This window comes from Brevundimonas aurantiaca (genome assembly GCF_014199955.1).
GTDB lineage: Bacteria > Pseudomonadota > Alphaproteobacteria > Caulobacterales > Caulobacteraceae > Brevundimonas > Brevundimonas aurantiaca.
In genome coordinates, this window is sequence record NZ_JACHOQ010000002.1 from 370,170 (window position 1) to 392,770 (window position 22,601).

General features: G+C 67.7%; 21 protein-coding genes. 5 read left to right on the top strand and 16 right to left on the bottom strand.

All coding sequences use genetic code 11. The features are described from left to right. Positions 1-13: 13 nt before the first annotated feature. The 3 genes from trpD to lexA all read left to right on the top strand — a co-directional run bounded on the left by trpD (position 14) and on the right by lexA (position 2,667). Positions 14-1,051: an anthranilate phosphoribosyltransferase gene (gene trpD, locus GGQ93_RS05885; RefSeq protein WP_182714660.1), complete on the top strand. Its 1,038-nt coding sequence runs from the start codon at positions 14-16 to the stop codon at positions 1,049-1,051. Continuing rightward, a complete protein-coding gene (gene trpC, locus GGQ93_RS05890) occupies positions 1,048-1,842 on the top strand; it encodes an indole-3-glycerol phosphate synthase TrpC (protein ID WP_054765571.1) in 795 nt (264 codons plus the stop codon). The genes trpD and trpC overlap by 4 nt, the downstream gene beginning before the upstream one ends. 123 nt (positions 1,843-1,965) lie before the next feature. Then, positions 1,966-2,667, top strand: a complete 702-nt coding sequence (gene lexA, locus GGQ93_RS05895; RefSeq protein ID WP_054765570.1) for a transcriptional repressor LexA — start codon at positions 1,966-1,968, stop codon at positions 2,665-2,667. Here lexA and GGQ93_RS05900 read toward each other — a convergent pair. Further along, complete coding sequence (locus GGQ93_RS05900) at positions 2,648-4,825, bottom strand: ComEC/Rec2 family competence protein (protein WP_183216099.1); 2,178 nt, start codon at positions 4,823-4,825, stop codon at positions 2,648-2,650. The genes lexA and GGQ93_RS05900 overlap by 20 nt on opposite strands. Here GGQ93_RS05900 and gltX point away from each other — a divergent pair. Both gltX and gltA read left to right on the top strand, forming a co-directional pair. Beyond that, complete coding sequence (gene gltX / locus GGQ93_RS05905; protein ID WP_183215703.1) at positions 4,824-6,239, top strand: glutamate--tRNA ligase; 1,416 nt, start codon at positions 4,824-4,826, stop codon at positions 6,237-6,239. The genes GGQ93_RS05900 and gltX overlap by 2 nt on opposite strands. A 67-nt stretch (positions 6,240-6,306) precedes the next feature. Continuing rightward, entirely contained in the window at positions 6,307-7,599 is a 1,293-nt protein-coding gene (gltA, locus tag GGQ93_RS05910; RefSeq protein ID WP_054765568.1) for a citrate synthase, read from the top strand. 81 nt (positions 7,600-7,680) lie between these two features. On the opposite strand, the gene lpxB is transcribed toward gltA, so the two are convergent. The 15 genes from lpxB to rpsB all read right to left on the bottom strand — a co-directional run bounded on the left by lpxB (position 7,681) and on the right by rpsB (position 22,491). Next, positions 7,681-8,850 (bottom strand): lipid-A-disaccharide synthase, encoded by a 1,170-nt coding sequence (gene lpxB / locus GGQ93_RS05915; protein WP_183215705.1) that lies wholly within the window; start codon positions 8,848-8,850, stop codon positions 7,681-7,683. Beyond that, positions 8,847-9,686 (bottom strand): UDP-2,3-diacylglucosamine diphosphatase, encoded by an 840-nt coding sequence (gene lpxI, locus GGQ93_RS05920; RefSeq protein ID WP_183215708.1) that lies wholly within the window; start codon positions 9,684-9,686, stop codon positions 8,847-8,849. Before lpxI ends, lpxB begins: the two co-directional genes overlap by 4 nt. Beyond that, entirely contained in the window at positions 9,683-10,471 is a 789-nt protein-coding gene (gene lpxA, locus GGQ93_RS05925; RefSeq protein WP_182714657.1) for an acyl-ACP--UDP-N-acetylglucosamine O-acyltransferase, read from the bottom strand. The genes lpxI and lpxA overlap by 4 nt, the downstream gene beginning before the upstream one ends. Continuing rightward, positions 10,471-10,947, bottom strand: a complete 477-nt coding sequence (gene fabZ / locus GGQ93_RS05930; protein ID WP_054765564.1) for a 3-hydroxyacyl-ACP dehydratase FabZ — start codon at positions 10,945-10,947, stop codon at positions 10,471-10,473. Before fabZ ends, lpxA begins: the two co-directional genes overlap by 1 nt. 2 nt (positions 10,948-10,949) lie before the next feature. Further along, entirely contained in the window at positions 10,950-11,963 is a 1,014-nt protein-coding gene (gene lpxD, locus GGQ93_RS05935; protein ID WP_152950089.1) for a UDP-3-O-(3-hydroxymyristoyl)glucosamine N-acyltransferase, read from the bottom strand. Positions 11,964-11,970: 7 nt separating this feature from the next. Beyond that, positions 11,971-12,573 (bottom strand): OmpH/Skp family outer membrane protein, encoded by a 603-nt coding sequence (locus tag GGQ93_RS05940; protein WP_054765562.1) that lies wholly within the window; start codon positions 12,571-12,573, stop codon positions 11,971-11,973. A 37-nt stretch (positions 12,574-12,610) separates the two neighbouring features. Further along, positions 12,611-15,025 carry an outer membrane protein assembly factor BamA gene (gene bamA / locus GGQ93_RS05945; protein WP_054765561.1) on the bottom strand — a complete coding sequence of 805 codons (2,415 nt, stop codon included), beginning with the start codon at positions 15,023-15,025 and terminating at the stop codon, positions 12,611-12,613. 29 nt (positions 15,026-15,054) lie between these two features. Continuing rightward, complete coding sequence (locus GGQ93_RS05950; RefSeq protein WP_183215710.1) at positions 15,055-16,272, bottom strand: M50 family metallopeptidase; 1,218 nt, start codon at positions 16,270-16,272, stop codon at positions 15,055-15,057. A 23-nt stretch (positions 16,273-16,295) separates the two neighbouring features. Next, positions 16,296-17,492: a 1-deoxy-D-xylulose-5-phosphate reductoisomerase gene (gene dxr, locus GGQ93_RS05955; RefSeq protein WP_183215712.1), complete on the bottom strand. Its 1,197-nt coding sequence runs from the start codon at positions 17,490-17,492 to the stop codon at positions 16,296-16,298. Then, the gene (locus GGQ93_RS05960) at positions 17,489-18,310 is read right to left on the bottom strand and encodes a phosphatidate cytidylyltransferase (RefSeq protein ID WP_183215714.1); all 822 of its coding nucleotides are present in this window, start codon (positions 18,308-18,310) and stop codon (positions 17,489-17,491) included. The genes dxr and GGQ93_RS05960 overlap by 4 nt, the downstream gene beginning before the upstream one ends. Next, on the bottom strand, positions 18,310-19,071 hold the full coding sequence (gene uppS, locus GGQ93_RS05965; protein WP_054765557.1) for a polyprenyl diphosphate synthase: 762 nt from the start codon (positions 19,069-19,071) through the stop codon (positions 18,310-18,312). Before uppS ends, GGQ93_RS05960 begins: the two co-directional genes overlap by 1 nt. A 34-nt stretch (positions 19,072-19,105) precedes the next feature. Beyond that, the gene (gene frr, locus GGQ93_RS05970; protein ID WP_054765556.1) at positions 19,106-19,663 is read right to left on the bottom strand and encodes a ribosome recycling factor; all 558 of its coding nucleotides are present in this window, start codon (positions 19,661-19,663) and stop codon (positions 19,106-19,108) included. 39 nt (positions 19,664-19,702) lie between these two features. After that, positions 19,703-20,437: a UMP kinase gene (pyrH, locus tag GGQ93_RS05975; RefSeq protein WP_182714653.1), complete on the bottom strand. Its 735-nt coding sequence runs from the start codon at positions 20,435-20,437 to the stop codon at positions 19,703-19,705. Between the two features lie 125 nt (positions 20,438-20,562). After that, positions 20,563-21,504, bottom strand: coding sequence for a translation elongation factor Ts (gene tsf, locus GGQ93_RS05980; protein WP_183215716.1), 942 nt, complete (start codon positions 21,502-21,504; stop codon positions 20,563-20,565). A 102-nt stretch (positions 21,505-21,606) separates the two neighbouring features. Beyond that, a complete protein-coding gene (rpsB, locus tag GGQ93_RS05985) occupies positions 21,607-22,491 on the bottom strand; it encodes a 30S ribosomal protein S2 (RefSeq protein WP_182714651.1) in 885 nt (294 codons plus the stop codon). Positions 22,492-22,601 lie beyond the last annotated feature (110 nt).

Here is a 22,601-nt window from a genome sequence, read left to right on the forward strand (position 1 = left end):
TGGCCGCCTGACCATGGCCGATGGTTTCAAGCCGATCCTCGCCCGACTGGTCGAGGGCCACCCCCTGACGTCCGAACAGGCGCACGACTTCTTCGCCGCCTGCCTGCGCGGCGAACCGACCCCGTCCCAGGTCGCCGCCGCCGTCACCGCCCTTCGGATTCGCGGGGAGACGGTGGACGAGATCGCCGCCTTCGCCCAGGCCATGCGCGAGGCCGCCCTGACCTTGGATCATCCCTATGAGGTGATCGACACCTGCGGCACCGGCGGCGACGGCCAGCACACCTACAACATCTCCACCGCCGCCGCCCTGGTCCTGGCCGGCGCCGGCCTGAAGGTCGCCAAGCACGGCAACCGGGCCATGTCCTCGAAATCCGGCTCGTCCGACGTCCTGTCGATCCTGGGCGTCAACATGGCCGCCAGCCCGGCCCAGCAGCGCAAGGCGCTGGACGAGGCCGGCATCTGCTTCCTGTTCGCCCCCGCCTATCACGGCGCCATGCGCCATGTCGGCCCCGTCCGGGCCGAGATCGGTTTCCGCACCGTCTTCAATCTGCTGGGCCCCCTGTCCAACCCGGCCCAGGCCAGACGCCAGGTCATGGGCGTCTATGACCCCCGACTGCTCGAGCCTCTGGTCGAGGTGCTGGGCCGGCTGGGCGCGACCCGCGCCTGGACCGTCCACGGCCAGGGTCTGGACGAACTGGCGACGTCCGGCCCGACCGAAGTGGCGGAATGGAAGGACGGCGCCGTCCGCCGCTTCCAGGTCACGCCCGAGGACGCCGGCCTGCCCCGCGCCTCCATCGACGCCATTCGCGGCGGCGACGCCGAGGAGAACGCCGCCGCCCTGCGCGCCCTGCTGGCGGGCCAGACGGGCCCCTATCGCGACATCGTCTTGCTGAACGCCGCCGCCGCCCTCGTGGTCGCGGATCGGGCGACGGATCTCGCCGAAGGCGCCGCCCTGGCCGCAGCCGCCGTCGACGACGGCCGGGCCGCCCAGGCCCTGGAGCGGCTGGCCCGCATCACCTCGACCCCGCTGGAGACGGAGGACGCCCCATGACCGACGTTCTGGACCGTATCGCCGCCTACAAGCGCGAGGACGTCGCCGCCCGCAAGGCCGCGACCTCTCAGGACGCGATCGAGACTCTGGCCCAGGCCGCCTCGGCCCCGCGCGGCTTCCGCGCCGCCCTGGATCGAACGGTCGAGGACACCGGCCGCCCCGCCCTGATCGCCGAGATCAAGAAGGCCAGCCCGTCCAAGGGGTTGATCCGTCCCGACTTCGATCCCCCAGCCCTCGCCAAGGCCTATGAGGCCGGCGGCGCGTCCTGCCTTTCGGTCCTGACCGACGGCCCCAGTTTCCAGGGCGACGACGCCTATTTGGGCCAGGCCCGTGCGGCGACCGCCCTGCCCTGCCTGCGCAAGGACTTCCTGGTCGATCCCTGGCAGGTCGCCGAGAGCCGGGCGCTCGGCGCCGACTGCATCCTGATCATCCTGGCCATGATCGACGATCGGCTGGCCGCCGAACTGCTGGCCGAGGCCGAACGCTTCGGCATGGACGCCCTGATCGAAACCCACGACGAGGCCGAAATGGCGCGCGCCTGCGCTCTCGGCGGGGATTTGGTGGGGATCAACAACCGGTCGCTGCGAACGTTCGAGGTCGATCTGGAAACGACGGAACGCCTGGCGATGCTCAGCCCCGTGCGCGCCCTCCTGGTCGCCGAGAGCGGCATCTTCACCCCCGACGACGTCGCGCGCGTCTCCGCCGCCCACGCCCAGGCCATTCTGGTCGGCGAGAGCCTGATGCGTCAGGCCGACGTCGAGGAAGCGACGCGCAAGCTGCTGGCCGCCTGATTCAACTGGACGCGCGTGGTGAAGCGACGCCGTTAAGTTGACATTAGGAAGGAACACTTACAGAACATCGTCAATGTTCACGGCCCGTTCCGATTCGTCGGTCGGGCGCATGAGGGGCCGGCGATGCTCACGCGCAAACAGCACGAACTGCTGATGTTCATCCACGAACGGATTCAGGAGACCGGCGTCTCCCCCTCGTTCGACGAGATGAAGGAGGCGCTGGACCTGGCGTCCAAGTCGGGCATTCACCGGCTGATCACGGCGCTGGAGGAGCGCGGCTTCATCCGCCGCCTCGCCCACCGCGCCCGCGCCCTGGAAGTGACCAAACTGCCGGAGCAGGCCACAGCCGGCGCTCCGCGCGGCCGGGCCGGGTTCAAGCCCGATGTCATCGAAGGCGGCGGCGGCGCGCGTCCCGTCGCTGCGGCCTCAGCCGCCAACGACACCCGCGAACTGCCGCTCCTGGGCAAGATCGCCGCCGGCACCCCCATAGCCGCCATCCAGCACGAACAGGAGCGGCTGCCGGTGCCGGAATCCATGCTGGGCAAGGGCGATCACTACATCCTCGAAATCGAGGGCGACTCCATGATCGAGGCCGGCATTCTGAACGGCGACCTGGTGGTCATCCGGCGCGGCGACACCGCCAACAACGGCGAGATCGTCGTCGCCCTGGTCGAGGGCGAAGAGGCCACGCTGAAGCGTCTGCGCCGCAAGGGCGGCTCCATCGCCCTGGAGCCCGCCAACCGCAACTATGAGACCCGCATCTTCGGTCCCGACCAGGTCGAGGTCCAGGGCAAGCTGGTCGGCCTCATGCGCCGCTATCACTGACAGCTGGATTCGGCCGGCGCGCCCACGGCCGGTCGCCCCGGACATCGGCCGTCCACACGGCCCGCCAGCCGCCCGCGCCGCTACGCCACAGCTCCACCGCCCCGCCGCGCGCAAAGTCCGCCCCGTCCAGAACCAGCCGCCCGTCACATGAGGGCGGCAGGGCGTGAACCACCGCCCGCACGCTGACGACCGGGGCCGCAAGGCACAGGGCGTCCATCTGCTCCATGTCCGGCGTCCGCCTGCCCCACCACAGGGCGACCGGCCCCGCCCCAGTGAGTTCGGGACGGCATGAAGCGCGGTCGCAGGCCCAGCCGGCCTCGGGCCGGTCCGCCAGGGTCAGACCGCGCCGCCGGGACCACAGGTCCGCCGCGAACTCACGCACGCCGGGCCGGACGACGATCGCCTCCTTCTGGCGACGAAAGGCCGCATTGGTCCCGCCGTCGCCGATCCAGACATCCGGCGTCGGCGCGCGCGGACAGACCAGCACCGCCGCCGCAAGAGGCAGGCCCAGCCACCGCAGCCGCCCCTGCCAGAGGCAGACGAACAGCACGCCAAGAAAGGCCACGGGCAGCACAGGGTCCGGCGCGCTGGCCACCGTCCGCACCGCGCCCGGCAAGCCGGCCGTCCAGCCGCCGATCGCCAGCGTCAGATCGACGCCCCACCCCGCCACCGCCAGGAACGGGCCGCCCAGGCCCACGGGCTCCAAGGCCGCGCCCAACGCGAGGGCGGGCATAAGGACGAAGTCCGCCACCGGCGCCGTCGCCAGATTGGCCAGCAGCCCGTACATGGCCGTCCGGTTGAAATGCTGCATGGCGAAGGGTCCCGTCGCCAGTCCCGCCACGACGCTGGCCGCCACCGCCGCCGTCAGCCAACCGCCGAACCTCTGGACCGCCACAATGGGCCAGGGCGCGGAGATCTCTCGGGTCCGCTTGGGCCAGATTTCGACCAGGGCCACCAGGGCCGCCGTCGCCGCGAACGACATCTGGAACCCCGGCGTCACGATGGCCTCGGGCTGGATCGCCAGGACGGCGAAGGCGGCCACGGCCAGCCCGTGCATGGTCACGGCCTGCCGGTCCAGCAAGATGGCCGCAAAGGCGATGGAGGCGGTAATGGCCGCCCGCTCCGCCGGCGGCGGGGCGCCGGAAATCACCAGATAAACCCCCACAGCCGTCAGGCCCGCCGCGGCGGCGACCTTCTTGCCGGGAACGCGCAAGGCCAGCCAGGGCCAGGCCGCCACGCCCAACCGCACGGCGAAGAAGACAAATCCGCCGACGATGGCCATGTGCAGGCCCGAGACCGACAGAATGTGCGCCAGGCCGGATTCCCGCATCACATCCATGTCGGCCTGGCTGATCCAGGCCTCGTGGCTGGTGGTCATGGCCGCCGCGATCCCGCCGGTCCGCCGGCCCAGCCGCGCCACGATCCGCTCCGCCAGGGCATAGCGCGCCCCATTCACCGCCATGGCCAGTCGAAGCCGCCACGGCGCCGGCGGCAGATCGATCCGCCGTGTCTCTCCCAGAGCGAAGGCCACGCCGCCCAGGCCCTCGAAAAAGGCGTTGCGACCGAAGTCATAGGCGCCGGGACTGGCGGGCGCAGGGGGCGGATTGAGAATGGCGAACAGTCGGATCGCCTCGCCGGGCCTCGGCGGCTCGCCCCTCACCGTGACCCGCAGCCTAACCGGGGTCTCCTCCGGGCTCAGGCCTCGGATCCAGACCGGGGCCGCCACGATCCGCGCGCCGTTCTCGCCAGGGCTGTCGACATCGACGACCCAGGCCTCGATCACCACCCCCTCGGGCAGGGCCGGCGCGATCGGGGCGGCCACGCGTTCGGTGCGGATCTTCGCCGCCGCCAGGCCGCTGGTCAGGCAGGCCAGAATCATCAGCGGCCAGGTGAGACGCCGCCTCAAGCCGCGCCGCCGCGCCGCAAGCCAGGCCGCGACAGCCGCCGCCGCACCAAACGCCAGGGGCCAAAGGCTCGGCTCTGTCCTCAGGGCGAAATAGCAGGCGGCGCCGCCGCCGAAGGCCACCGGCGCCCAAAGCCGCCATCTCAGCACCTGCGCCTTGACCTCGTCGGCCAGCCAGACCCGCAAACGCGCGCCGGGGGTAGGCTTTGTCGCCTCGGGGCGTATAAGGGCCTCGCTTACGGACCCTTCCCCCATGACCTTGCCTTCTTCGACTGTCGTCACCCGCTTCGCCCCCTCGCCGACAGGCTATCTGCATATCGGCGGGGCGAGAACCGCCTTGTTCAACTGGCTGTACGCCAAGAGACACGCGGGACGCTTCCTGATCCGGGTCGAGGACACCGATCGGGAACGTTCGACCGAGGAGGCCGTCCAGGCCATCTTCGACGGCCTGAGCTGGCTGGAGCTGTTCGCCGACGAAGAGCCGGTGTTCCAGTTCAGCCGCGCCGACCGCCATCGCGAAGTGGTGGATCAACTGCTGGAGACCGGCCACGCCTATCGCGATTTCACCACGGCCGAGGAAACCGGACGTCTGCGCGACGCCGCCAAGGCCGAGCGTCGCACCTTTGAATCGCCCTGGCGCGACCGCACCCCGACCGTCGACGACCTGGCCCAGCCGCACGTCGTTCGCTTCCGCCGTCCTCAGTCCGCCACGGTCGTCGTCGCGGACGAGGTCCAGGGTTCGGTCAGCTGGTCGACCGACGACCTCGACGATCTGGTCCTGCTGCGCTCCGACGGGGCGCCGACCTATAATCTCGCGGTCGTTGTCGATGACCACGACATGGGGGTGACCCACGTCATCCGCGGCGACGACCATCTGAACAACGCCGCCCGCCAGAGCCTGATCTATGACGCCCTCGGCTGGACCCGACCGACCTTCGCCCATATCCCGCTGATCCACGGGCCGGACGGCGCCAAGCTGTCGAAGCGCCACGGCGCCCAGGCCGTCCACGAATACGCCGAAATGGGCTATCTGCCCGAGGCCATGCGCAACTATCTGGCGCGCCTCGGCTGGGGTCACGGCGACGACGAACTGTTCAGCGACGCCCAGGCGATCGAATGGTTTGATCTGGCCGGCATCGGCAAGGCTCCGGCGCGGTTGGACTTCGACAAGCTGGCCCATGTCAATTCGCACTGGCTGCGGCTCGCCGACGACGAACGCCTGGCCAAGCTGACGCTGGACGTCCACCTCGCCCGCGGCCGCAGCCTGGCCGAGGCCGACGAGGCCCGGCTCCAGCGCGCCATGCCGTTTGTGAAGGACCGCGCCAAGACCGTACTGGAGTTGGCCGACCAGACGGAATTCGTGCTCAAGACACGTCCCCTGGACATTGACGACAAGGGCCGCACCCTGCTGTCCGGCGAAACCCTGGACCGCCTGGCGCGCCTGCGCGACCGGCTGGCTTTGTTCCAGTCCTGGGACGTCTTCGCCCTGGAAGCCGAGCTGAAGAGCTTCGCCGAAGCCGAACAGGTCGGCTTCGGCAAGATCGGCCCGCCGATGCGCGCAGCGCTTACCGCAGGGTCAACATCACCTGATATTGCACGAACTTTGTCCGCTCTTGGGCGCGACGAAAGTCTCGGACGCTTGGATGATGCGCTGCAACAGACTAAGTGATCAACCACAAACCTAAGAGCGCCCGGCGCCTCCCCGCGATCGGACGTCCAAATGCAAAGGGGCATTGATGACTGACCAAGCCAAAACCGCCACGCTCTCCTTCGAGGGCAAGAGCGTCGATCTGCCCGTTCTGTCGGGTTCGACCGGTCCGGACGTTATCGACATCCGCAAGCTCTACGGCGGAACGGGCGCTTTCACCTTCGATCCGGGCTTCACCTCGACCGCCTCCTGCGAGTCAGGCCTGACCTATATCGACGGCGACGCCGGCGTCCTGCTGCACCGGGGCTATCCGATCGACCAGCTGGCGGCCCAGTCGAACTTCATCGAGGTCTGCCACCTGCTGCTGCACGGCGAACTGCCGACGGCGGCTCAGTACGAAAAGTTCGAAGACAGCATCACCATGCACACGATGCTGCACGCCCAGTTCGACCGCTTCTTCGAGGGCTTCCGCCGCGACGCCCACCCGATGGCGATCATGGTCGGCACGGTCGGCGCCCTGTCGGCCTTCTATCACGACAGCCTGGACATCCATGATCCGGTCCAGCGCGATATCTCGGCCATCCGTTTGATCGCCAAGATGCCGACGATCGCGGCCCGCGCCTACAAATATCATGTCGGCCAGCCCTTCATCTCGCCGCGCAACGACCTGTCCTACGCCGAAAACTTCCTGCGGATGTGCTTCGCCGTCCCGGCCGAGGACTATCACGTCGATCCGGCCCTGGTGCGCGCCATGGACCGCATCTTCACCCTGCACGCCGACCACGAGCAGAACGCCTCGACCTCGACCGTCCGCCTGGCCGGTTCGTCGGGCGCCAACCCCTTCGCCTGTATCGCCGCCGGCATCGCCTGCCTGTGGGGCCCGTCGCACGGCGGCGCCAATGAAGAGGCGCTGAACATGCTCAAGGAGATCGGCACCCCCGACAAGATCCCCGAGTTCATCCAGGGCGTGAAGGACCGCAAATACAAGCTGATGGGCTTCGGCCACCGGGTCTATAAGAACTACGACCCGCGCGCCAAGGTGATGCAGCAGTCGGCCTATGAGGTTCTGGCCGCCACGGGCCGCGAAAACGACCCCCTGTTCCAGGTCGCCAAGGAGCTGGAAAAGGTCGCGCTGAACGACGAATATTTCACCTCGCGCAAGCTTTTCCCGAACGTCGACTTCTATTCGGGCATCACCCTGTCGGCCATGGGCTTCCCCACCACCATGTTCACCGTCCTGTTCGCCCTGGCCCGCACTGTGGGCTGGATCGCCCAGTGGCAGGAAATGATGGCCGATCCGTCGCAGAAGATCGGCCGCCCGCGTCAGCTGTACACCGGCCCGACGCAGCGCGATTACGTGCCGATCGAACAGCGCGGCTGATCGAGCGCCACAGGCCTGAAATGCAGAACGCCGGGGCGCAGGCCCCGGCGTTTTTCTTTGTCTGAGACAGAGATCGGGCCGCTATCCAGCCGCCTTGGCCTCGATGACCCGCAACACGGCCTCGGCGGCCAGGGTCGAAGGATCCGGCCCGCCCCGCCCCATCAGGTCCAGCGCCGCCGTCTGACGCCTCGCCTGCTCGGCCGCAGCCTGGGGATCGTTCAACAGCCGCCCGACGGCCGCCGCCAGGTTTTCCGCAGACGCCTCGCCCTGGATGAACTCCGGGGCGATCCGTTCGCCGGCGGCGATGTTGAACAGGGTGATGTGTTCGGCCGTCACCAGCCGCTTCATCAGCTGATAGCTTACCCCGCCGATCTTATAGGCGATGACCATCGGCGCCCCCGCCAGGGCCAGTTCGGTCGAGACGGTGCCGCTGGTCGCCAGGGCCGCCGTCGCCGCCCGCATGGCGTCGTACTTTTCGGCCTCATCGACGACATGGACGCGGAAAGGCCAGGCGGATACCCGCCCGACCACGTCCTTTGACACCGTCCCCGCCGCGACCACCGCGACTTCCAGGCCTGGATCCTGGGCCTTCAACCGCTTGACGGTCGCCTCATAAACCGGAGTCATCCGCGCGATTTCGGCCGGTCGGCTGCCCGGCAGGATCAGCAGCAGCTTGGCGTCAGGCGTGACGCCCCGCCGGGCGCGAAAGGCGGCGCCGTCGGCCCCGCCCATGTCGACGTGCAGGGCGGACGAGCCGACCACCGTCGTCGGCAGACCTTCACGCTCGAACCAGGGCGCGTCGAAGCTGTAGAGGGCCAGCAGATGATCCACGGCCCGCGCCAGGGTCCTGGCCCGACCAGGCCGAGACGCCCAGACCTGGGGCCCGACGTATTTGATCAAGGGCACGTCCGGCCGGGCGGCGCGGATCGCCTCTGCGACCCGAATGGTGAAGCCCCAGCTGTCGATCAGAACCACCGCGTCCGGCTGTTCACGCGCCGCCAAGGCGGCCGTCTCCGCCACGCGACGGCGCACCGTCCGATAGGCGCGCAGGCCCTCGATCCAGCCCAGAATCGAGAGTTCGGCGATGTCGAAGGGACTGACGACGCCCTCGGCCGCCATGCGCGGGCCGCCGATGCCGACGAAGCTGACCCCCTGACCCAGCCGCGCTCTCAAGGCCCGGGCCAGGCCGGCGCCCAAGGCGTCGCCCGACGCCTCGGCCGCCACCAGCATGATCTTCAACGGACGGCTCATCGCGTTTCACCCCAGACGAACAGGCCCAACCGATCCGCCGCAGCCACGATCGCGGACCGGTCGATCAGGATCAACCGCCCGGTGACGCCGGCGATCCCCGCCAGCCCTGCCGCCGCCGCCAGTTCCACCGTGCGCGGTCCGATCACCGGCATGTCCACACGCAGGTCCTGGATCGGCTTGGGCGCCTTGGCCAGCGCCCCCTTGGGCGAGGCCGGAGCGCCGCGGAGATCGGCGGGCAGGTCCGCCACCCGGCGCAGCATGGCGTCGGTGCCTTCCTGCGCCTCGACCGCCAGGACCAGGCCGTCACAGACGACCGCGCCCTGGCCGATATCCAGTTCGCCGGACCTTTCGGCGACGTGAAGCGCCTTTCTCAGATCGTCCATCTGCTGCGAGGTCGGGACGACCGCCCCCAGCGCTCCGCCTGCCAGGGTCTCGCCGCCCAGGATGTCGTCGGCGCCTTCAACCGTAAATCCTTCGGCCTCGAAGATGGACAGAATCTTCCTCAGCAGGGCGTCATCGCCCTTGGTCGCCGCCGCGACGATGCCCGGCAGCAGAGACGCGCCCTTCAGATCGGGCTTCAAGGTCTTGAAATCGGGTCGATTGACGATGCCGGCAAGACAGACGCTGGTGCAGCCTTCAGCCTTCAGAGCCTTCAATATCGCCCCGATCTGGGCCATGCCGAACTCGGCGCCGGGCCAGCGGCTCAGATGCGGATCGGCGAAACCCGCCAGACGGATGATGAAGACCGGCCGCCCCTCGACCTCGCACCGGGCCGCCACCGTCGCCGGCAGATCGCCGCCCCCGGCGATCAGCCCCAGCCTTCCCGAGCGGCTCATTCCGCGTTCGGCAGACACAGCGGACGCCGCCCGCCATCACGGATGAAGGCGATGATCTCCAGGATCTCCGGCAGGTCGGCGTAGGCCTGGGCCACGCCGTCGATGCGACCGGCGAACTCGCCCTCGCCCTCGAACAGGTCGCGATAGGCGGCCAGCAATCTTCGTATCTGGGATTTGCCGTAACCCTTGCGCTTAAGACCGATCAGGTTCAGCCCGCGCAGTCGCGCGTGATTGCCCCAGGCCGAGCCATAGGGGATGACGTCGCGGGTCACGGCGGCCAGACCGCCGATGATCGCTCCCTGCCCCACGCGCCCGTTCTGGTGGACGGCGCACAGCCCACCCAGGAAGACCTTGTCGCCGACCTGGGCATGACCGCCCAGGGTGGCGTTGTTGGCCATGACCAGATGGCTGCCGACCACGCAGTCGTGACCGATGTGCGCGCCCGTCATGAACAGATTGTTGGAGCCCACGACGGTCACGCCCGTTCCCTGGGGCGTGCCCCGGTTGAAGGTGCAGTGCTCGCGGATCAGGTTGTTTTCGCCGATCTCCAGCCGCACCGGCTCGCCCTTGTAGCCGTTGTGCTGCGGATCGCCGCCGATGACGGCGAAGGGATGGATCACGGTTCCAGCCCCGACCGTCGTGTCCTGCTGGACCACTACATGGCTGACCAGGCGCACGCCCTCGGCCAGGGAGACATTCGGTCCGACCGTGCACCAGGGGCCGACCTCGACCCCTTCGGCCAAGGTCGCCGTGGCGTCGATCAGGGCGGTGGGGTGGACGGCCATCAGGCGGCGGGCTCCGTCGCCGGCGTGGGCACCGTCACCACCATGGCCATGAACTCGGCCTCGGCCGCCAGCTTGCCGTCAATGAAGGTCTCGCCGCGGAACTTGTAGGCGTCGCCCCGCGCCTTGATCACCTTGACCTGCATGCGCAGCTGATCGCCGGGCCGCGCCGGCTTGCGGAAACGCACGCCGTCGATCGACATGAACATGATGACCTTGTCCGCCACGGCGACGTCCAGGGTCTTGGACATCAGCAAGGCGCCGGTCTGCGCCATGGCCTCTACGATCAGCACGCCCGGCATGACCGGATCGATCGGGAAATGGCCGGGGAAGAAGGGCTCGTTGTGGGTGACGTTCTTGATCCCCACGATGGAGGTCGCGGGAACAAATTCCTCGGCCTTGTCCACCAGCAGGAAGGGATAACGGTGCGGCAGCCGCCGCATCACCTCGGCGTAGTCGATCTTGCCGTCTTCACTCATCCCTATGATTCCCTTGGGGCCTTCTTTGAAGACGCCTGTTTGGCGAGCCAGACGGTTTCACGCAAGAACTGTCGGATCGGGCGGGCCGGATAGCCGGACCAGGTCTCGCCCGGCGGAATGTCCGCCAGCACCCCCGCGCCGGCCGCCACCCGCGCGCCTTCGCCGATCGTCAGATGGTCGCCGATCCCCGCCTTGCCACCGAAGATGACATTGTCGCCGCTGGTCACGGAGCCGGAGATCCCCGTATTGGCCGCCATCAGATTGTTGCGGCCGATGACGCAGTTATGGCCCACCATGACCAGATTATCGATCTTGGTGTTCTCGCCGATGACGGTGTCGTCATAGGCGCCGCGGTCGATGCAGCTGTTGGCGCCGACCGTCACGCCGTCCTGCAAGATCACGCGGCCCAGCTGGGGAATGTCCATGGCGCCGGCCGCCGTGCCGGTGGCGCCGAAGCCGGCCTCGCCGATGCGGGCGCCGGCGTAGAGCTTCACCCGGTCGCCGATCAGGGCGAAGCCGACGGTGACGTTCGAACCGATCACACAGTCCCGGCCGATCTGCACGCCCGGGCCGATGACGGTATTGGCGCCGATGCGCGTGCCGCAGCCGATGCGGACGCCCTCGCCCAGAACCGCGCCGGGTTCGATCACCACGCTGTCGTCCTCGGACGCCTCAGACGGGGCGATGGCGCGGTCCAGGCTCAACGGGCGGTGCAGCAGGGCCGAGGCCATGGCCCAGGAGGCCTGGGGCGTGCGCGAGACGATCACCGCCGCCTCGGCCGGAACCGAGCCCACCGCCTGTTCCGGCACGATGACGCAGCCCGCCTGTGTCGCCGCCAGGGCCGCCACGAACTTGCGGTCGCCCATAAACGCGATCGCGCCCCCGTCCGCAGAGGACAGGGGCGCGACGGAACCGATCATCCGGTCCCCGCCTCGGACCGCCTCACCCCCGGTCTTGGCCGCCAGTTCGACGACGGACAGGGGTGAAAGGGTTTCGAAGAAGCGGGAATCGGGCATGAGGGCCTTAGTTGGCGGCGGCCGGCTGTTGCGGCTGCTGCGCCGGCACCGGCATGCGGTTGAACGACAGGGTCGGCAGGGCCGTGTTCAGCCGCTGGATCGCCGCGTCGGTCAGGTCCATGGCCGGGTTCATCATGAAGACGCTCTCGCGGTCCAGCAGCAGGCCGCAGCCCTTTTCCTGATAGAGGGCGGTCAGGATCGGCGAGACGGCCTCGGTGATGGCCTGGCGCTGCATGGCCAGGGTGTAGCGCAGCTCGTTCTCGCGGGTGGCTTCCAGCTGCTGGGCCTCCTGGGCGCGCTGCTGCAGGGCCTGACGGCGCTGTTGCAGTTGATCCGCCGGCAGGCTAGCGCCCGAGGTTTGCAGTTGCTGGGCTTCCGACTGGATGGCGGTGGCGTAGGGCTGGAGCTCGCCCTGAACCTCCTGGGCCAGTTGCTGCATGCGGGCCTCGACCGCCTGACCGGCGGCCGACTGGGCCAGCAGGCGGGCGTTGTAATAGACGCAGACGCCCGGAATGACCGGACCGGGGTTGGCCGGCGCGGCCGTCTGGGCCGAGGCGGCGGTGGCGACCAGCGAGGCGGCGGCCGTGGCGGCGATGATCAGAGCTTTCATAGGTATTCCTCTGCGAGCGCTTTTTTGCGTCGCTTCCTTAGAACTGGGTGGAGGTCGAGAAGCGGAAGGATTCCGTCTTGTCGTAGTCTTCCTTGGACAGGACCTTTGAGATGTCGAACCGGATCGGGCCCATCGGCGACTTCCAGTGGATGCTGACGCCGGCGGAAGCCCGCAGCGACAGCTCGTCGGCGATGGTGGTGTCGACCGTGCCGGTCGAGGTCAGCTTATAGCGGTCATCCAGAACTCCCAGGGTGCCGACGTCGGCGAACAGCGAGGTCTTGATGCCGTACTGTTCGGGCAGATAGTTGGGCACGGTCAGTTCGACGGTGCCGATGGCGTAGAAGTTGCCCCCCAGGGCGTCGGTGGTGTCCAGGTCGCGCGGCCCCATGCCGGCGGTTTCGAAGCCGCGGAAGCTGTTGCCGCCCTTGAAGAAGCGATCGTTGATGCGGATCGGGTCGCCGTTCCAGCCGCTGACATAGCCGGTGGAGCCTTGAAGGCTGACGATCCAGCGCGGGGTGATGCCGTAGTACCAGGCGGCGTCCGCCTCGGTCTTCACATAGTTGACGTCGCCGCCCAGGCCCGCGAAGTCCTGACGCAAGGAGCCGGACCAGCCGCGCGTCGGCCGGATCGGATCGTTGGTGTAGTTCATCTGAAGCGTATAGCCCGCAGACGAGTTGATGTAGCTGCCGACCTGGTCGCACAGGGCCGAAGAGCCGCTGCCGCTGGTGTTGCAATAGCCGGTCGGGACGATGATTTCGTCGGACTTCAGGAAGTAGCGGGTGCTGAGCCACATATTGCCGTTCAGCGGATAGGTCAGACGCAAGCCGCCGCCGGTCGAACGGTAGTCGTAGGAGGAATATTCGCTGAGGTCATAGCGCGAGTGGAACAGGTCCCACCCGGCGCGCAGATCGCGGCCCAGGAATTTCGGCTCGGTGAAGCGGAAGTCGACCTGTTGACGCAGCGAACCCCACTCCAGCCGGGCGACGACGTTCTGGCCCCGACCGCGGAAGTTCCGCTCTGAAATGCCCAGGTTCACCGTAAAGGAATCGACCGAGCTGAAGCCGGCCCCGACCGAAAGTTCGCCGGTGGGCTGTTCCTGGACGTTGACGTTGACGATGCTCCGGTCCGGGGCGCTGCCGCGGGTCTCTTCGATCGTCACGTCCTTGAAGAAGCCCAGCGCGCGCAGATTGTTGCGCGACCGTTCCATCAGGGCGCGGTTGAAGGCGTCGCCTTCGGTCAGCATCAGCTCGCGCCGGATGACGGGATCGATGGTGCGGGTGTTGCCGACCACATTGATGCGGTCGATGTAGACCCGCTGGCCTTCTGAGACGTTGAAGGTGACGTCGACCGTATCGGTGTCGGGATTGGCGCGGTACGTCGGATTGATCTCGACGAAGGCGTAGCCGGCCGATCCCGCCGCAAAGGTCAAGGCGTCGACCGCCTGTTCGATCTTGTCGCTTTCGTACAGCTGGCCTTCGCGGATCGGGACCAGGGCCTTCAGGAACTGGGCGTTGAGGCGGTCGTTCTGAGTGACCACGTCGATCTTGCCGAAGTTGTACTTGTCGCCTTCGTTCAGCGTCAGGGTGATCTGGAAGGCCTGATTATCCGGCTGAAGTTCCGCAACCGACGAAATGATGCGGAAGTCGTAATAGCCGCGGTTGGTGTAGAATTTGCGCAGCTGCTCCTGGTCGTACTCCAGGCGGTTGGGATCGTAATTGTCGTTGTTGGAGAAGAACTTCCACCACTGCGACCGCTCCGTCACCATGACGTCGCGGACGTCGTTGTCCGAAAAGGCCTTGTTGCCCAGGACATTGATGGCGCTGATGCCAGTCTGCGGTCCTTCGTTGATCTCGAAGATCACATCGACGCGGTTCTGCTCCAACTGAACCAGCTTGGGCGTGACCGTCGCGGATATCCGGCCTTGGAGACGATAAAGCTCCACGATGGAGCCGACGTCCTCCTGAACCTTGGCGCGGGTGTAGATGCCGCGCGGCTGGAGAGTGACCTCCTTGGTCAGCTTGTCCTGAGAGACGGCGCTGTTCCCCTCGAACACCACCTGGTTGATGATCGGGTTTTCGACGATCTGGACGATCAGGTCGCCGTTCTGCACGCCCAACTGCACGTCGGCGAACAGGCCGGTCCGCGACAGGGTGCGCACGGCCACGTCCAGCACGGCGGCGTCGACGGTGTCGCCGGGGCGGATCGGCAGATAGGACAGGACCGTGGTCTGGTCGATCCGCTGGGCGCCCTGGACGATGATCCGATTGACGGTCAGGGCCTGGGGCGCTGCGACCTCGACGCGCGGCGGCTGTTGCGGGGCCGCGCCCTCGGCAGCGGGCGCCGGAGCCGACTGAGCCAGGGCGGGAGCGGAAAAGCCCGCGGCCACGGCCAGCGCCAGGAGGCTGGATCGGGCGCTCAGTCGGACGGCGGCGCGAGATTTCATGTCGTTCATTCTGAAAACCATCGGGGGCTGGCGTCGGCTCACGAGACGAGCCCGCCGAGGAATTGGAAGAGGTTGAGCTTCTGTAGGTCGTTCCACGTCGCGAACAACATAAATCCCGCCAGAAGCGCAAGACCTGCGCGATAGCCCATCTCCTGATACCGCGCCGCCACGGGTCGCCGCGCCACGGCTTCATAGCCGTAGAAAAGCAGGTGGCCGCCGTCCAGAACCGGAATGGGCAAAAGATTTAGAAATCCGATTCCGATCGAAAGTATGGCGGCGAAGCTTGTCAGGGTGAGAAGGAGGTTGAGCGCCATCGCCTGAGGCGCGGGATCGGCCTCCACCGCCGCCGTGGTCAGGGCGCCGGTCGCCTTGGCGATCCCCAGCGGTCCGCTGAACTGATCGCCCGACTCCCGACCCGTGACCAGCCGCCCCAGATAGGTCAGGGTCGAGCCGATGATTTCGCCGGTCTGACGCACCCCCTCGGTCACGGCCTCGAGCGGCCCATAGCGGAGATGGCGGACATCGGCCCGGCTGGCGCCCAGCCCCAGGCCGATCCGACCCACCTTGATGCGGCCGGCGATCGGATCGTTTTCTTCCCGGCGCTCCGGCACCGCCACCAGTTCCACCGTCTGCGCGCCGCGCTCGACGGTGAAGCGAACCGGGTCGCCGGTGGACAGCATGACCGTCTGGGTCACCTCTCCCCCGTCCCGCACTGTGCGGCCGTTGACCCCGGTGATCAGGTCGCCCACCTGGAATCCGGCGGCGGCGGCGGGGGAACCGGCCTGAATCTGGGCCACCCGCGCCGGCCGGATCTGCGTGCCGATGGTCATGAAGACCAGGGCGAAGATCGAAATCGCCAGGATGAAGTTGGCCGCCGGGCCGGCGACGACGATCAGGGCGCGCTGCCAGACGGGTTTGAAATGAAAGTAGTCGCGTTCGGCCCCCGCACCGCCCTGGGCGACCAGGCGTTGGCGCAGTTCGGCCAGCCCGGCCTGATCGGGCACGCTGGATGCATCCAGATCGCCGGAGAATTTGACGTAGCCGCCGAGCGGCATCCAACCCAGCCGCCATTCGATCCCGTGGCGGTCGGTGCGGCTGAAGATCGCCCGGCCGAAGCCGATGGCGAACCGATCCACCTTCACGCCGAAGGCGCGGGCGACCAGGAAATGGCCCAGTTCATGGATGGTGACGATGAAGGTCAGCACCAGCAGGAACGGCACGATATAGATCAGGATCTGACCCAGGGCGCCCAGCATCGTAAATCGTCTCCCCTGGCCGATCAGGCCGCGTTCGCCAGTCCGGCGATAATGGATCCGGCGATCCGTCGCGCCTCAGCATCGACCGAAAGGGCCGCGCTGCAGGCGTCTCCAGAGCCGAACACCATCCCCGCTTTCATCGCACGCTCAAGGGTTTCGGCGACGACTGCGGCAATATTGAGAAAGGCCAGCTTGCGGTCAAGAAAGGCGAAGGCCGCCATCTCATTGGCGGCGTTGAACACCGCCGGCGCCGCCCCGCCCGCCTTCAGGGCTTGACGGGCCAGGTCCAAGGCCGGAAAACGCGCCAGATCCGGCGCTTCGAACGTCAGCCGCCCCAGCTCGGGCAGGTCCAGCTTGGGCGCGGGCCAGGCGATCCGGTCGGGCCAGGCCAGGGCGCAGGCGATCGGTGTGCGCATGTCCGGCGGGCCCATCTGGGCCAGGGTCGAACCATCCACATATTCCACAAGGCTATGGATGATCGATTCGGGGTGGACCACGACGTCGATCCGATCGGCGGGCATGGCGAACAGATAGGCCGCCTCGATCATCTCCAACCCCTTGTTGGCCATGGTCGCGCTGTCGACCGAGATTTTGGCGCCCATGCTCCAGTTGGGGTGGGCCACGGCCTGTTCCGGCGTGATCCCGACCATCTGGGCTCGCGGAGTCTGGCGAAAGGGCCCGCCTGAGGCCGTCAGCACCAGCTTGGCCACCCGCTCCGGCGCCTCGGCCGGAAACACCTGGAAGATGGCCGAATGTTCGGAATCGACCGGGATCAGACGTCCCCCCGCCCGGTTCACGCGCTCGATCAGGGTCGCGCCGCAGCAGACCAGGCTTTCCTTGTTCGCCAGGGCTAGGGTCGCGCCGGTGTCGGCCGCCGCCCAGGCCGACTTCAGCCCCGCCGCCCCGACGATGGAGGCCATGACCCAGTCGACGGGACGGCTCGCCGCCTCGACGACCGCCGCCTCTCCCGCCGCCGCCGCCACGTCCGTGCCGGCCAGGGCGTCGCGAAGCTCGTCCAGACGCGCGGCGTCGGCGGTCACGGCCACACGCGGCTTCCAGCGCCGGGCCTGTTCAGCCAGCCGGGCGATATTCGATCCGCCCGTCAGGGCCTCGACCTCAAAGGCGGCGGCTCCGCCCGCCTCGGCCTGGTCCATCAGGTCCAGGGTGGACGAACCCACCGAGCCCGTAGAGCCCAGAACGGAGACGCGACGGCGGATCAAGACGCGCCCCGCTCGACCATCAGAACGATCAGCCGTCCGACGGCGACGACCACGACGGCGAACATCAGCCCATCCACCCGATCGAGCAGGCCGCCGTGGCCGGGAATGGTGTTGCCCGCGTCCTTCACCCCGAAGCGCCGCTTCAGGCCCGATTCCCACAGGTCGCCCGCCATGGTCGCCAGGGCGGCCGCAAGACCCAGCACGCCGCCCCAGAAGACGGTCAACCGCCCCATGTCGAACCAGGCCGTCATGACGGCTCCGGCGACGGCGCCCGCCAGTATGCCCCCGACGAAGCCGGACCAGGTCTTGTTGGGCGAAAAGCGGGGCCACAGCTTGGGCCCGCCGAAGGTCGATCCGGCCAGATAGGCCAGGATGTCAGCCGACCAGGCGACGGCGAAGACCAGCACCGTCCAATGCAGGCCGACCGTGGCGTCCACGTCCCGCAACCAGATCAGCAGGACCGACGGCCAGCCCAGATAGAGGACCCCATAGGCGGCGTCCAAGGCCTGTTGCCCCCGGCTGCGCGCATAGAGGCCGGCGGCGGCGGCGCCGAAAACCAACATCACGAAGGCGACCGACATGACGCCGAAATAGGCGCTGACCACTGCGGCGACCACGCCCAGGCTGACGGCCCCGCCGATCAGGCGTCGCGCATGCGGGGCGCTCATCGCCGCCCATTCAAAGGCCAGGACCACGCCGGCGGCGGTGATCAGGGCCAGAAACCAGACGCCGCCGATCCAGGTCGCCGCCACGGCGGCCGGCGCCAGGACGGCGGCGGAGGCGGCCCGCAAGGCGATGTCGCGTCCCTTGACCGCCATCAGGCCGACACGCGCGCAGGCTCGACCGCACGACCGCCATAGCGGCGCTCGCGCTGCCGGAAGATCAGCACCGCCTCCTCCAGCGCCTTCGGTCCATAGTCGGGCCAGAGCACGTCCTGAAACACCAGTTCGGCATAGGCGGCTTCCCACAGCAGGAAGTTCGACAGCCGCTGCTCGCCCGAGGTGCGGATGATCAGGTCCAGCGGCGGCGAGCCCGCCGTGGCCAGGCCGTCGGTGATGTCGGCCTCGCCGATCGGCTCGATCGTCTCGCCGGCCAGCATCCGCTGCATATGGCGACGGGCGGCGTCGATCAGGTCCGCGCGGCCGCCGTAGTTGAAGGCGACCTGAAGCAGGAACCGATCATTGTGCGCGGTCTGGGCCTCGGCCCTTTCGATGATGGCGGCGATGTCGGCCGGAAGGCCCTCGCGACGGCCCAGAACCCTCAGGCGCACGCCCGCCTTTTCCAGACGGGCCAGATCGCTGGCGACATAGGTTCGCACCAGCCCCATCAGGTCCGAGACCTCGTCGGGGGGGCGGCTCCAGTTCTCGGTCGAAAAGCCGAAGACGGTCAGACACTGGATGCCCAGATCCGGCGCCGCCTGGATGGTGCGCTTCAGGGCCTGGACGCCCTCGCGATGGCCCACGGCGCGCGGCAGCCCGCGCGCCTTCGCCCAGCGACCGTTGCCGTCCATGATGATGGCGACATGGCGCGGTCCAGCGGGAGGACGCGAGCCTGAAGGCGCGGCGCTGTCTGCCGTCATCTGTCTTACGATCCCATCAGGCCCGGTCTGTCCGTCAGACCTGCATGATCTCTTGTTCCTTGGTCTTCAAGGCTTCGTCGATACGCTTGATGGCCGCATCCGTCTCCTTCTGAACTTCGGTCTCCAGCTTCTTCTGTTCGTCCTGGCTGATCTCGCCGGCCTTTTCGGCCTTTTTGAAGTCGTCATTGGCGTCGCGGCGGACGTTGCGAACGGCGATCTTCTGCTGTTCGGCGTACTTGCCCGCCAGCTTGACCAGGTCCTTGCGGCGTTCCTCCGTCAGGGGCGGGATCGGAATACGCAGGGTCTGGCCGTCGACGATGGGGTTCAGGCCCAGATTGGCGTTGCGGATCGCCTTTTCGACCGAGACCACCATCCCCTTGTCCCAGACATTGACCGTGATCATGCGCGGCTCGGGCACGCTGATGGCCGCGACGGCCGTCAGCGGCGAGGTCGAGCCATAGGCCTCGACCCGCACGGGCTCCAGGAGGCCGGCGTTGGCGCGTCCGGTCCGCAGGCCGCTGAACTCTTCCTTCAGGGCGGCGACCGCCTTGTCCATGCGGTCGCGGTAGGTCTTCACGTCAGGCTTGGCCATGGTCTTGGTCTCTCTCGTCTCTATTCGTCGTCCGAACGATCAGCCGCGGTGCTGGATGATCGTGCAGGTGCCCTCGCCCGTCAGGGTCCGGCGCAGGGAATCGTCTTCGCGAATGGAGAAGACGACGATCGGAATGCCCGTATCGCGCATCATGGCGATGGCGGAAGCGTCCATCACCCGCAGGTCCTTGGCCAGAACGTCCTGATAGGTCAGGGTGTCATAGCGGGTCGCGGTCGGGTCCTTCTTGGGGTCGGCCGTATAGACGCCGTCCACGCTGGTGCCCTTCAAGAGGGCGTCGCAGCCCATTTCGGCGGCGCGCAGGGCCGCGCCGGAATCGGTGGTGAAGAAGGGTGCGCCCACCCCGGCGGCGAAGATCACCACCCGGCCCTTTTCCAGGTGACGCAGGGCGCGGCGGCGAATGTAGGGTTCGGCGATGGCGGCCATCGGAATGGCGCTCTGCACCCGGGTGGAGACGCCGATCTTCTCCAGCGCCGACTGCATGGCCAGGGCGTTCATGATGGTAGCCAGCATGCCCATATAGTCGGCCTGGGCCCGCTCCATCCCCGCCGCCGCCTTGGACAGGCCGCGGAAGATGTTGCCCCCGCCGATCACCAGACAGATTTCCACGCCCTCGGCCGCTACCTGCGCCACGGCCTTGGCGACCGTGTCCACCGTCTTCATGTCCACGCCGAACGCCTGGTCGCCCATCAGCACCTCGCCGGACACCTTGAGCAGGACGCGCTTGTAGCGGAAGTTCGACGGGGCGTCGGGCATGCGGTGTGGTCCGTTGTCTGCGGCGCCGTTGAATCAGGCGACTTCTTATAGACGAAGGGCGCGCCGGCCATCAAAGCCGAACGCGCCCCTCTGATACAAAACCCTCACGAATGAGGGAAAGGGTCTTAGTTTCCGCCCATCATGGAGGCGACTTCCGACGCGAAATCGGGTCCTTCGACCTTCTCCACGCCCTCGCCCAGAGCCAAGCGGACAAAGCCCGCCAGGTGCAGGTTGGACGAGCCCAGTTCCTTGGCCGAGTTGGCGACCAGCTGTTCGATGGTCACGTCCGGATCCATCACGAACGGCTGCTTGGTCAGCACCACGTCCTTCTGGAACTTGTTGATCTGGCCTTCCACGATCTTCTCGATCATGGCTTCGGGACGACCCTCTTCCTTGGCCTTTTCGATCAGGACGGCGCGTTCCTTTTCGATGGCGGCCGGGTCCAGATCGTCGGTGTTCAGCGACAGCGGCGCCGTGGCGGCGACGTGCATGGCGATCTTGCGGCCCAGGTCGCGCAGGGCGGTCTTGTCGCCTTCGCCTTCCAGAGCCACCAGAACGCCGATGCGGCCGACGCCCGGAGAAACGGCGTTGTGGACATAGGTCGCGACCACGCCTTCCGACACCGACAGGCGGGCGGCGCGGCGCAGCTGCATGTTTTCGCCGACGGTGGCGATCAGGTTGGTCACCTCGTCCTGGACCGTCTTGCCGGCTTCCAGCTCGGCGCCGTGCAGAGCCTCGACCGTGTGGTGCTCAAGGCCCAGCTGGGCGAAGGCCTTGGCGGCGTTCTGGAACAGTTCGTTGCGGGCGACGAAGTCGGTTTCCGCATTGAACTCGATGGCGGCGGCGACTTCGCCCTTGCCGTCTTCCTTGGACGCCACGGCCACCAGACCTTCAGCGGCGACGCGGTCAGCCTTCTTGGCGGCCTTGGACAGGCCCTTGGCGCGCAGCCAGTCGATGGCGGCTTCGATATTGCCGTCATTTTCCTGCAGGGCCTTCTTGCAGTCCATCATGCCGACGCCCGAACGCTCGCGAAGTTCCTTCACGAGGGCGGCAGTGATCTCGGCCATGTTCTTCTCCTTGGGGGATTCGTATGTGGTAACGGCCGGGCTGACTTAGCCCGGCCGTGTGTCAGTTCAACGCACGGCCCTCGTCTTGAAGGCCGTCGGGCCTCAGCCCGCAGCCTGTTCGGTCTCGACCGCGTCCAGAGCCGCCGTATTGGCCGAGGCGTCGTCCGAGGCCAGCAGCTCTTCGGCGACCGCTTCCGTACCGGCCGGCGCGGGCTCGGCTTCGGCCGGGGCCGAGGCTTCGCGCAGCATCGGCTCGACCGGGGCTTCCGAGGCGCCCAGGTCGATGCCCGAGGCCGAGGCGCCGGCGGCCAGACCGTCCAGGACGGCGTCGGCGATCAGGTCGCAGTAGGTCTGGATGGCGCGGGCGGCGTCGTCATTGCCCGGCACCGGATAGGTGATGCCGTCCGGGTCCGAGTTGGTGTCCAGGATGGCGATGATCGGGATGTTCAGCTTGCGGGCTTCCTGGATCGCGATCGCTTCCTTGTTGGTGTCGATCACGAACATGATGTCCGGAATGGAGCCCATGTCCTTGATGCCGCCCAGCGACAGTTCCAGCTTGTCCTTCTCGCGCTGCAGGTTCAGCAGCTCCTTCTTGACCCGGCCTTCGCCGCCGTTGGCCAGGATGGTTTCCAGCTCGCGCAGACGAGCGATCGAACCCGAGACGGTGCGCCAGTTGGTCAGGGTGCCGCCCAGCCAGCGGTTGTTCATATAGTATTGGGCGCAGCGCTTGGCGGCTTCGGCGACCGGCTCGGCGGCCTGGCGCTTGGTGCCGACGAACAGGACGCGGCCGCCCTTGGCGGCGACGTCGCGCACCGCCACCAGGGCCTGGTGGAACAGCGGCATCGTCTGCGACAGGTCGATGATGTGGATGTTCGAGCGCGAGCCGAAGATGTAGCGGTCCATCTTCGGGTTCCAGCGGTGCGTCTGGTGGCCGAAGTGGGCGCCCGCTTCCAGCAGGGTGCGCATCGAGAATTCAGGCAGAGCCATGATCGTTCAGTCCTTTTTCCGATCTAACGTGGCGCGGGGATTAAAGGTCTGAAAGACCCTCGGAATGGAGCGGAGCGGGATGTCTCCCCGAACCGCGCCTCGCCCGCGTT

What these genes read in the sequence shown, in the direction of transcription:
- trpD (WP_182714660.1), top strand. Translation starts at nt 14, where the DNA reads ATGGCCGATGGTTTCAAGCCGATCCTCGCCCGACTGGTCGAGGGCCAC.
- trpC (WP_054765571.1), top strand. Translation starts at nt 1,048, where the DNA reads ATGACCGACGTTCTGGACCGTATCGCCGCCTACAAGCGCGAGGACGTC.
- lexA (WP_054765570.1), top strand. Translation starts at nt 1,966, where the DNA reads ATGCTCACGCGCAAACAGCACGAACTGCTGATGTTCATCCACGAACGG.
- gltX (WP_183215703.1), top strand. Translation starts at nt 4,824, where the DNA reads ATGACCTTGCCTTCTTCGACTGTCGTCACCCGCTTCGCCCCCTCGCCG.
- GGQ93_RS05900 (WP_183216099.1), bottom strand. Translation starts at nt 4,825, where the DNA reads ATGGGGGAAGGGTCCGTAAGCGAGGCCCTTATACGCCCCGAGGCGACA.
- gltA (WP_054765568.1), top strand. Translation starts at nt 6,307, where the DNA reads ATGACTGACCAAGCCAAAACCGCCACGCTCTCCTTCGAGGGCAAGAGC.
- lpxB (WP_183215705.1), bottom strand. Translation starts at nt 8,850, where the DNA reads ATGAGCCGTCCGTTGAAGATCATGCTGGTGGCGGCCGAGGCGTCGGGC.
- lpxI (WP_183215708.1), bottom strand. Translation starts at nt 9,686, where the DNA reads ATGAGCCGCTCGGGAAGGCTGGGGCTGATCGCCGGGGGCGGCGATCTG.
- lpxA (WP_182714657.1), bottom strand. Translation starts at nt 10,471, where the DNA reads ATGGCCGTCCACCCCACCGCCCTGATCGACGCCACGGCGACCTTGGCC.
- fabZ (WP_054765564.1), bottom strand. Translation starts at nt 10,947, where the DNA reads ATGAGTGAAGACGGCAAGATCGACTACGCCGAGGTGATGCGGCGGCTG.
- lpxD (WP_152950089.1), bottom strand. Translation starts at nt 11,963, where the DNA reads ATGCCCGATTCCCGCTTCTTCGAAACCCTTTCACCCCTGTCCGTCGTC.
- GGQ93_RS05940 (WP_054765562.1), bottom strand. Translation starts at nt 12,573, where the DNA reads ATGAAAGCTCTGATCATCGCCGCCACGGCCGCCGCCTCGCTGGTCGCC.
- bamA (WP_054765561.1), bottom strand. Translation starts at nt 15,025, where the DNA reads ATGAACGACATGAAATCTCGCGCCGCCGTCCGACTGAGCGCCCGATCC.
- GGQ93_RS05950 (WP_183215710.1), bottom strand. Translation starts at nt 16,272, where the DNA reads ATGCTGGGCGCCCTGGGTCAGATCCTGATCTATATCGTGCCGTTCCTG.
- GGQ93_RS05960 (WP_183215714.1), bottom strand. Translation starts at nt 18,310, where the DNA reads ATGGCGGTCAAGGGACGCGACATCGCCTTGCGGGCCGCCTCCGCCGCC.
- uppS (WP_054765557.1), bottom strand. Translation starts at nt 19,071, where the DNA reads ATGACGGCAGACAGCGCCGCGCCTTCAGGCTCGCGTCCTCCCGCTGGA.
- frr (WP_054765556.1), bottom strand. Translation starts at nt 19,663, where the DNA reads ATGGCCAAGCCTGACGTGAAGACCTACCGCGACCGCATGGACAAGGCG.
- pyrH (WP_182714653.1), bottom strand. Translation starts at nt 20,437, where the DNA reads ATGCCCGACGCCCCGTCGAACTTCCGCTACAAGCGCGTCCTGCTCAAG.
- tsf (WP_183215716.1), bottom strand. Translation starts at nt 21,504, where the DNA reads ATGGCCGAGATCACTGCCGCCCTCGTGAAGGAACTTCGCGAGCGTTCG.
- rpsB (WP_182714651.1), bottom strand. Translation starts at nt 22,491, where the DNA reads ATGGCTCTGCCTGAATTCTCGATGCGCACCCTGCTGGAAGCGGGCGCC.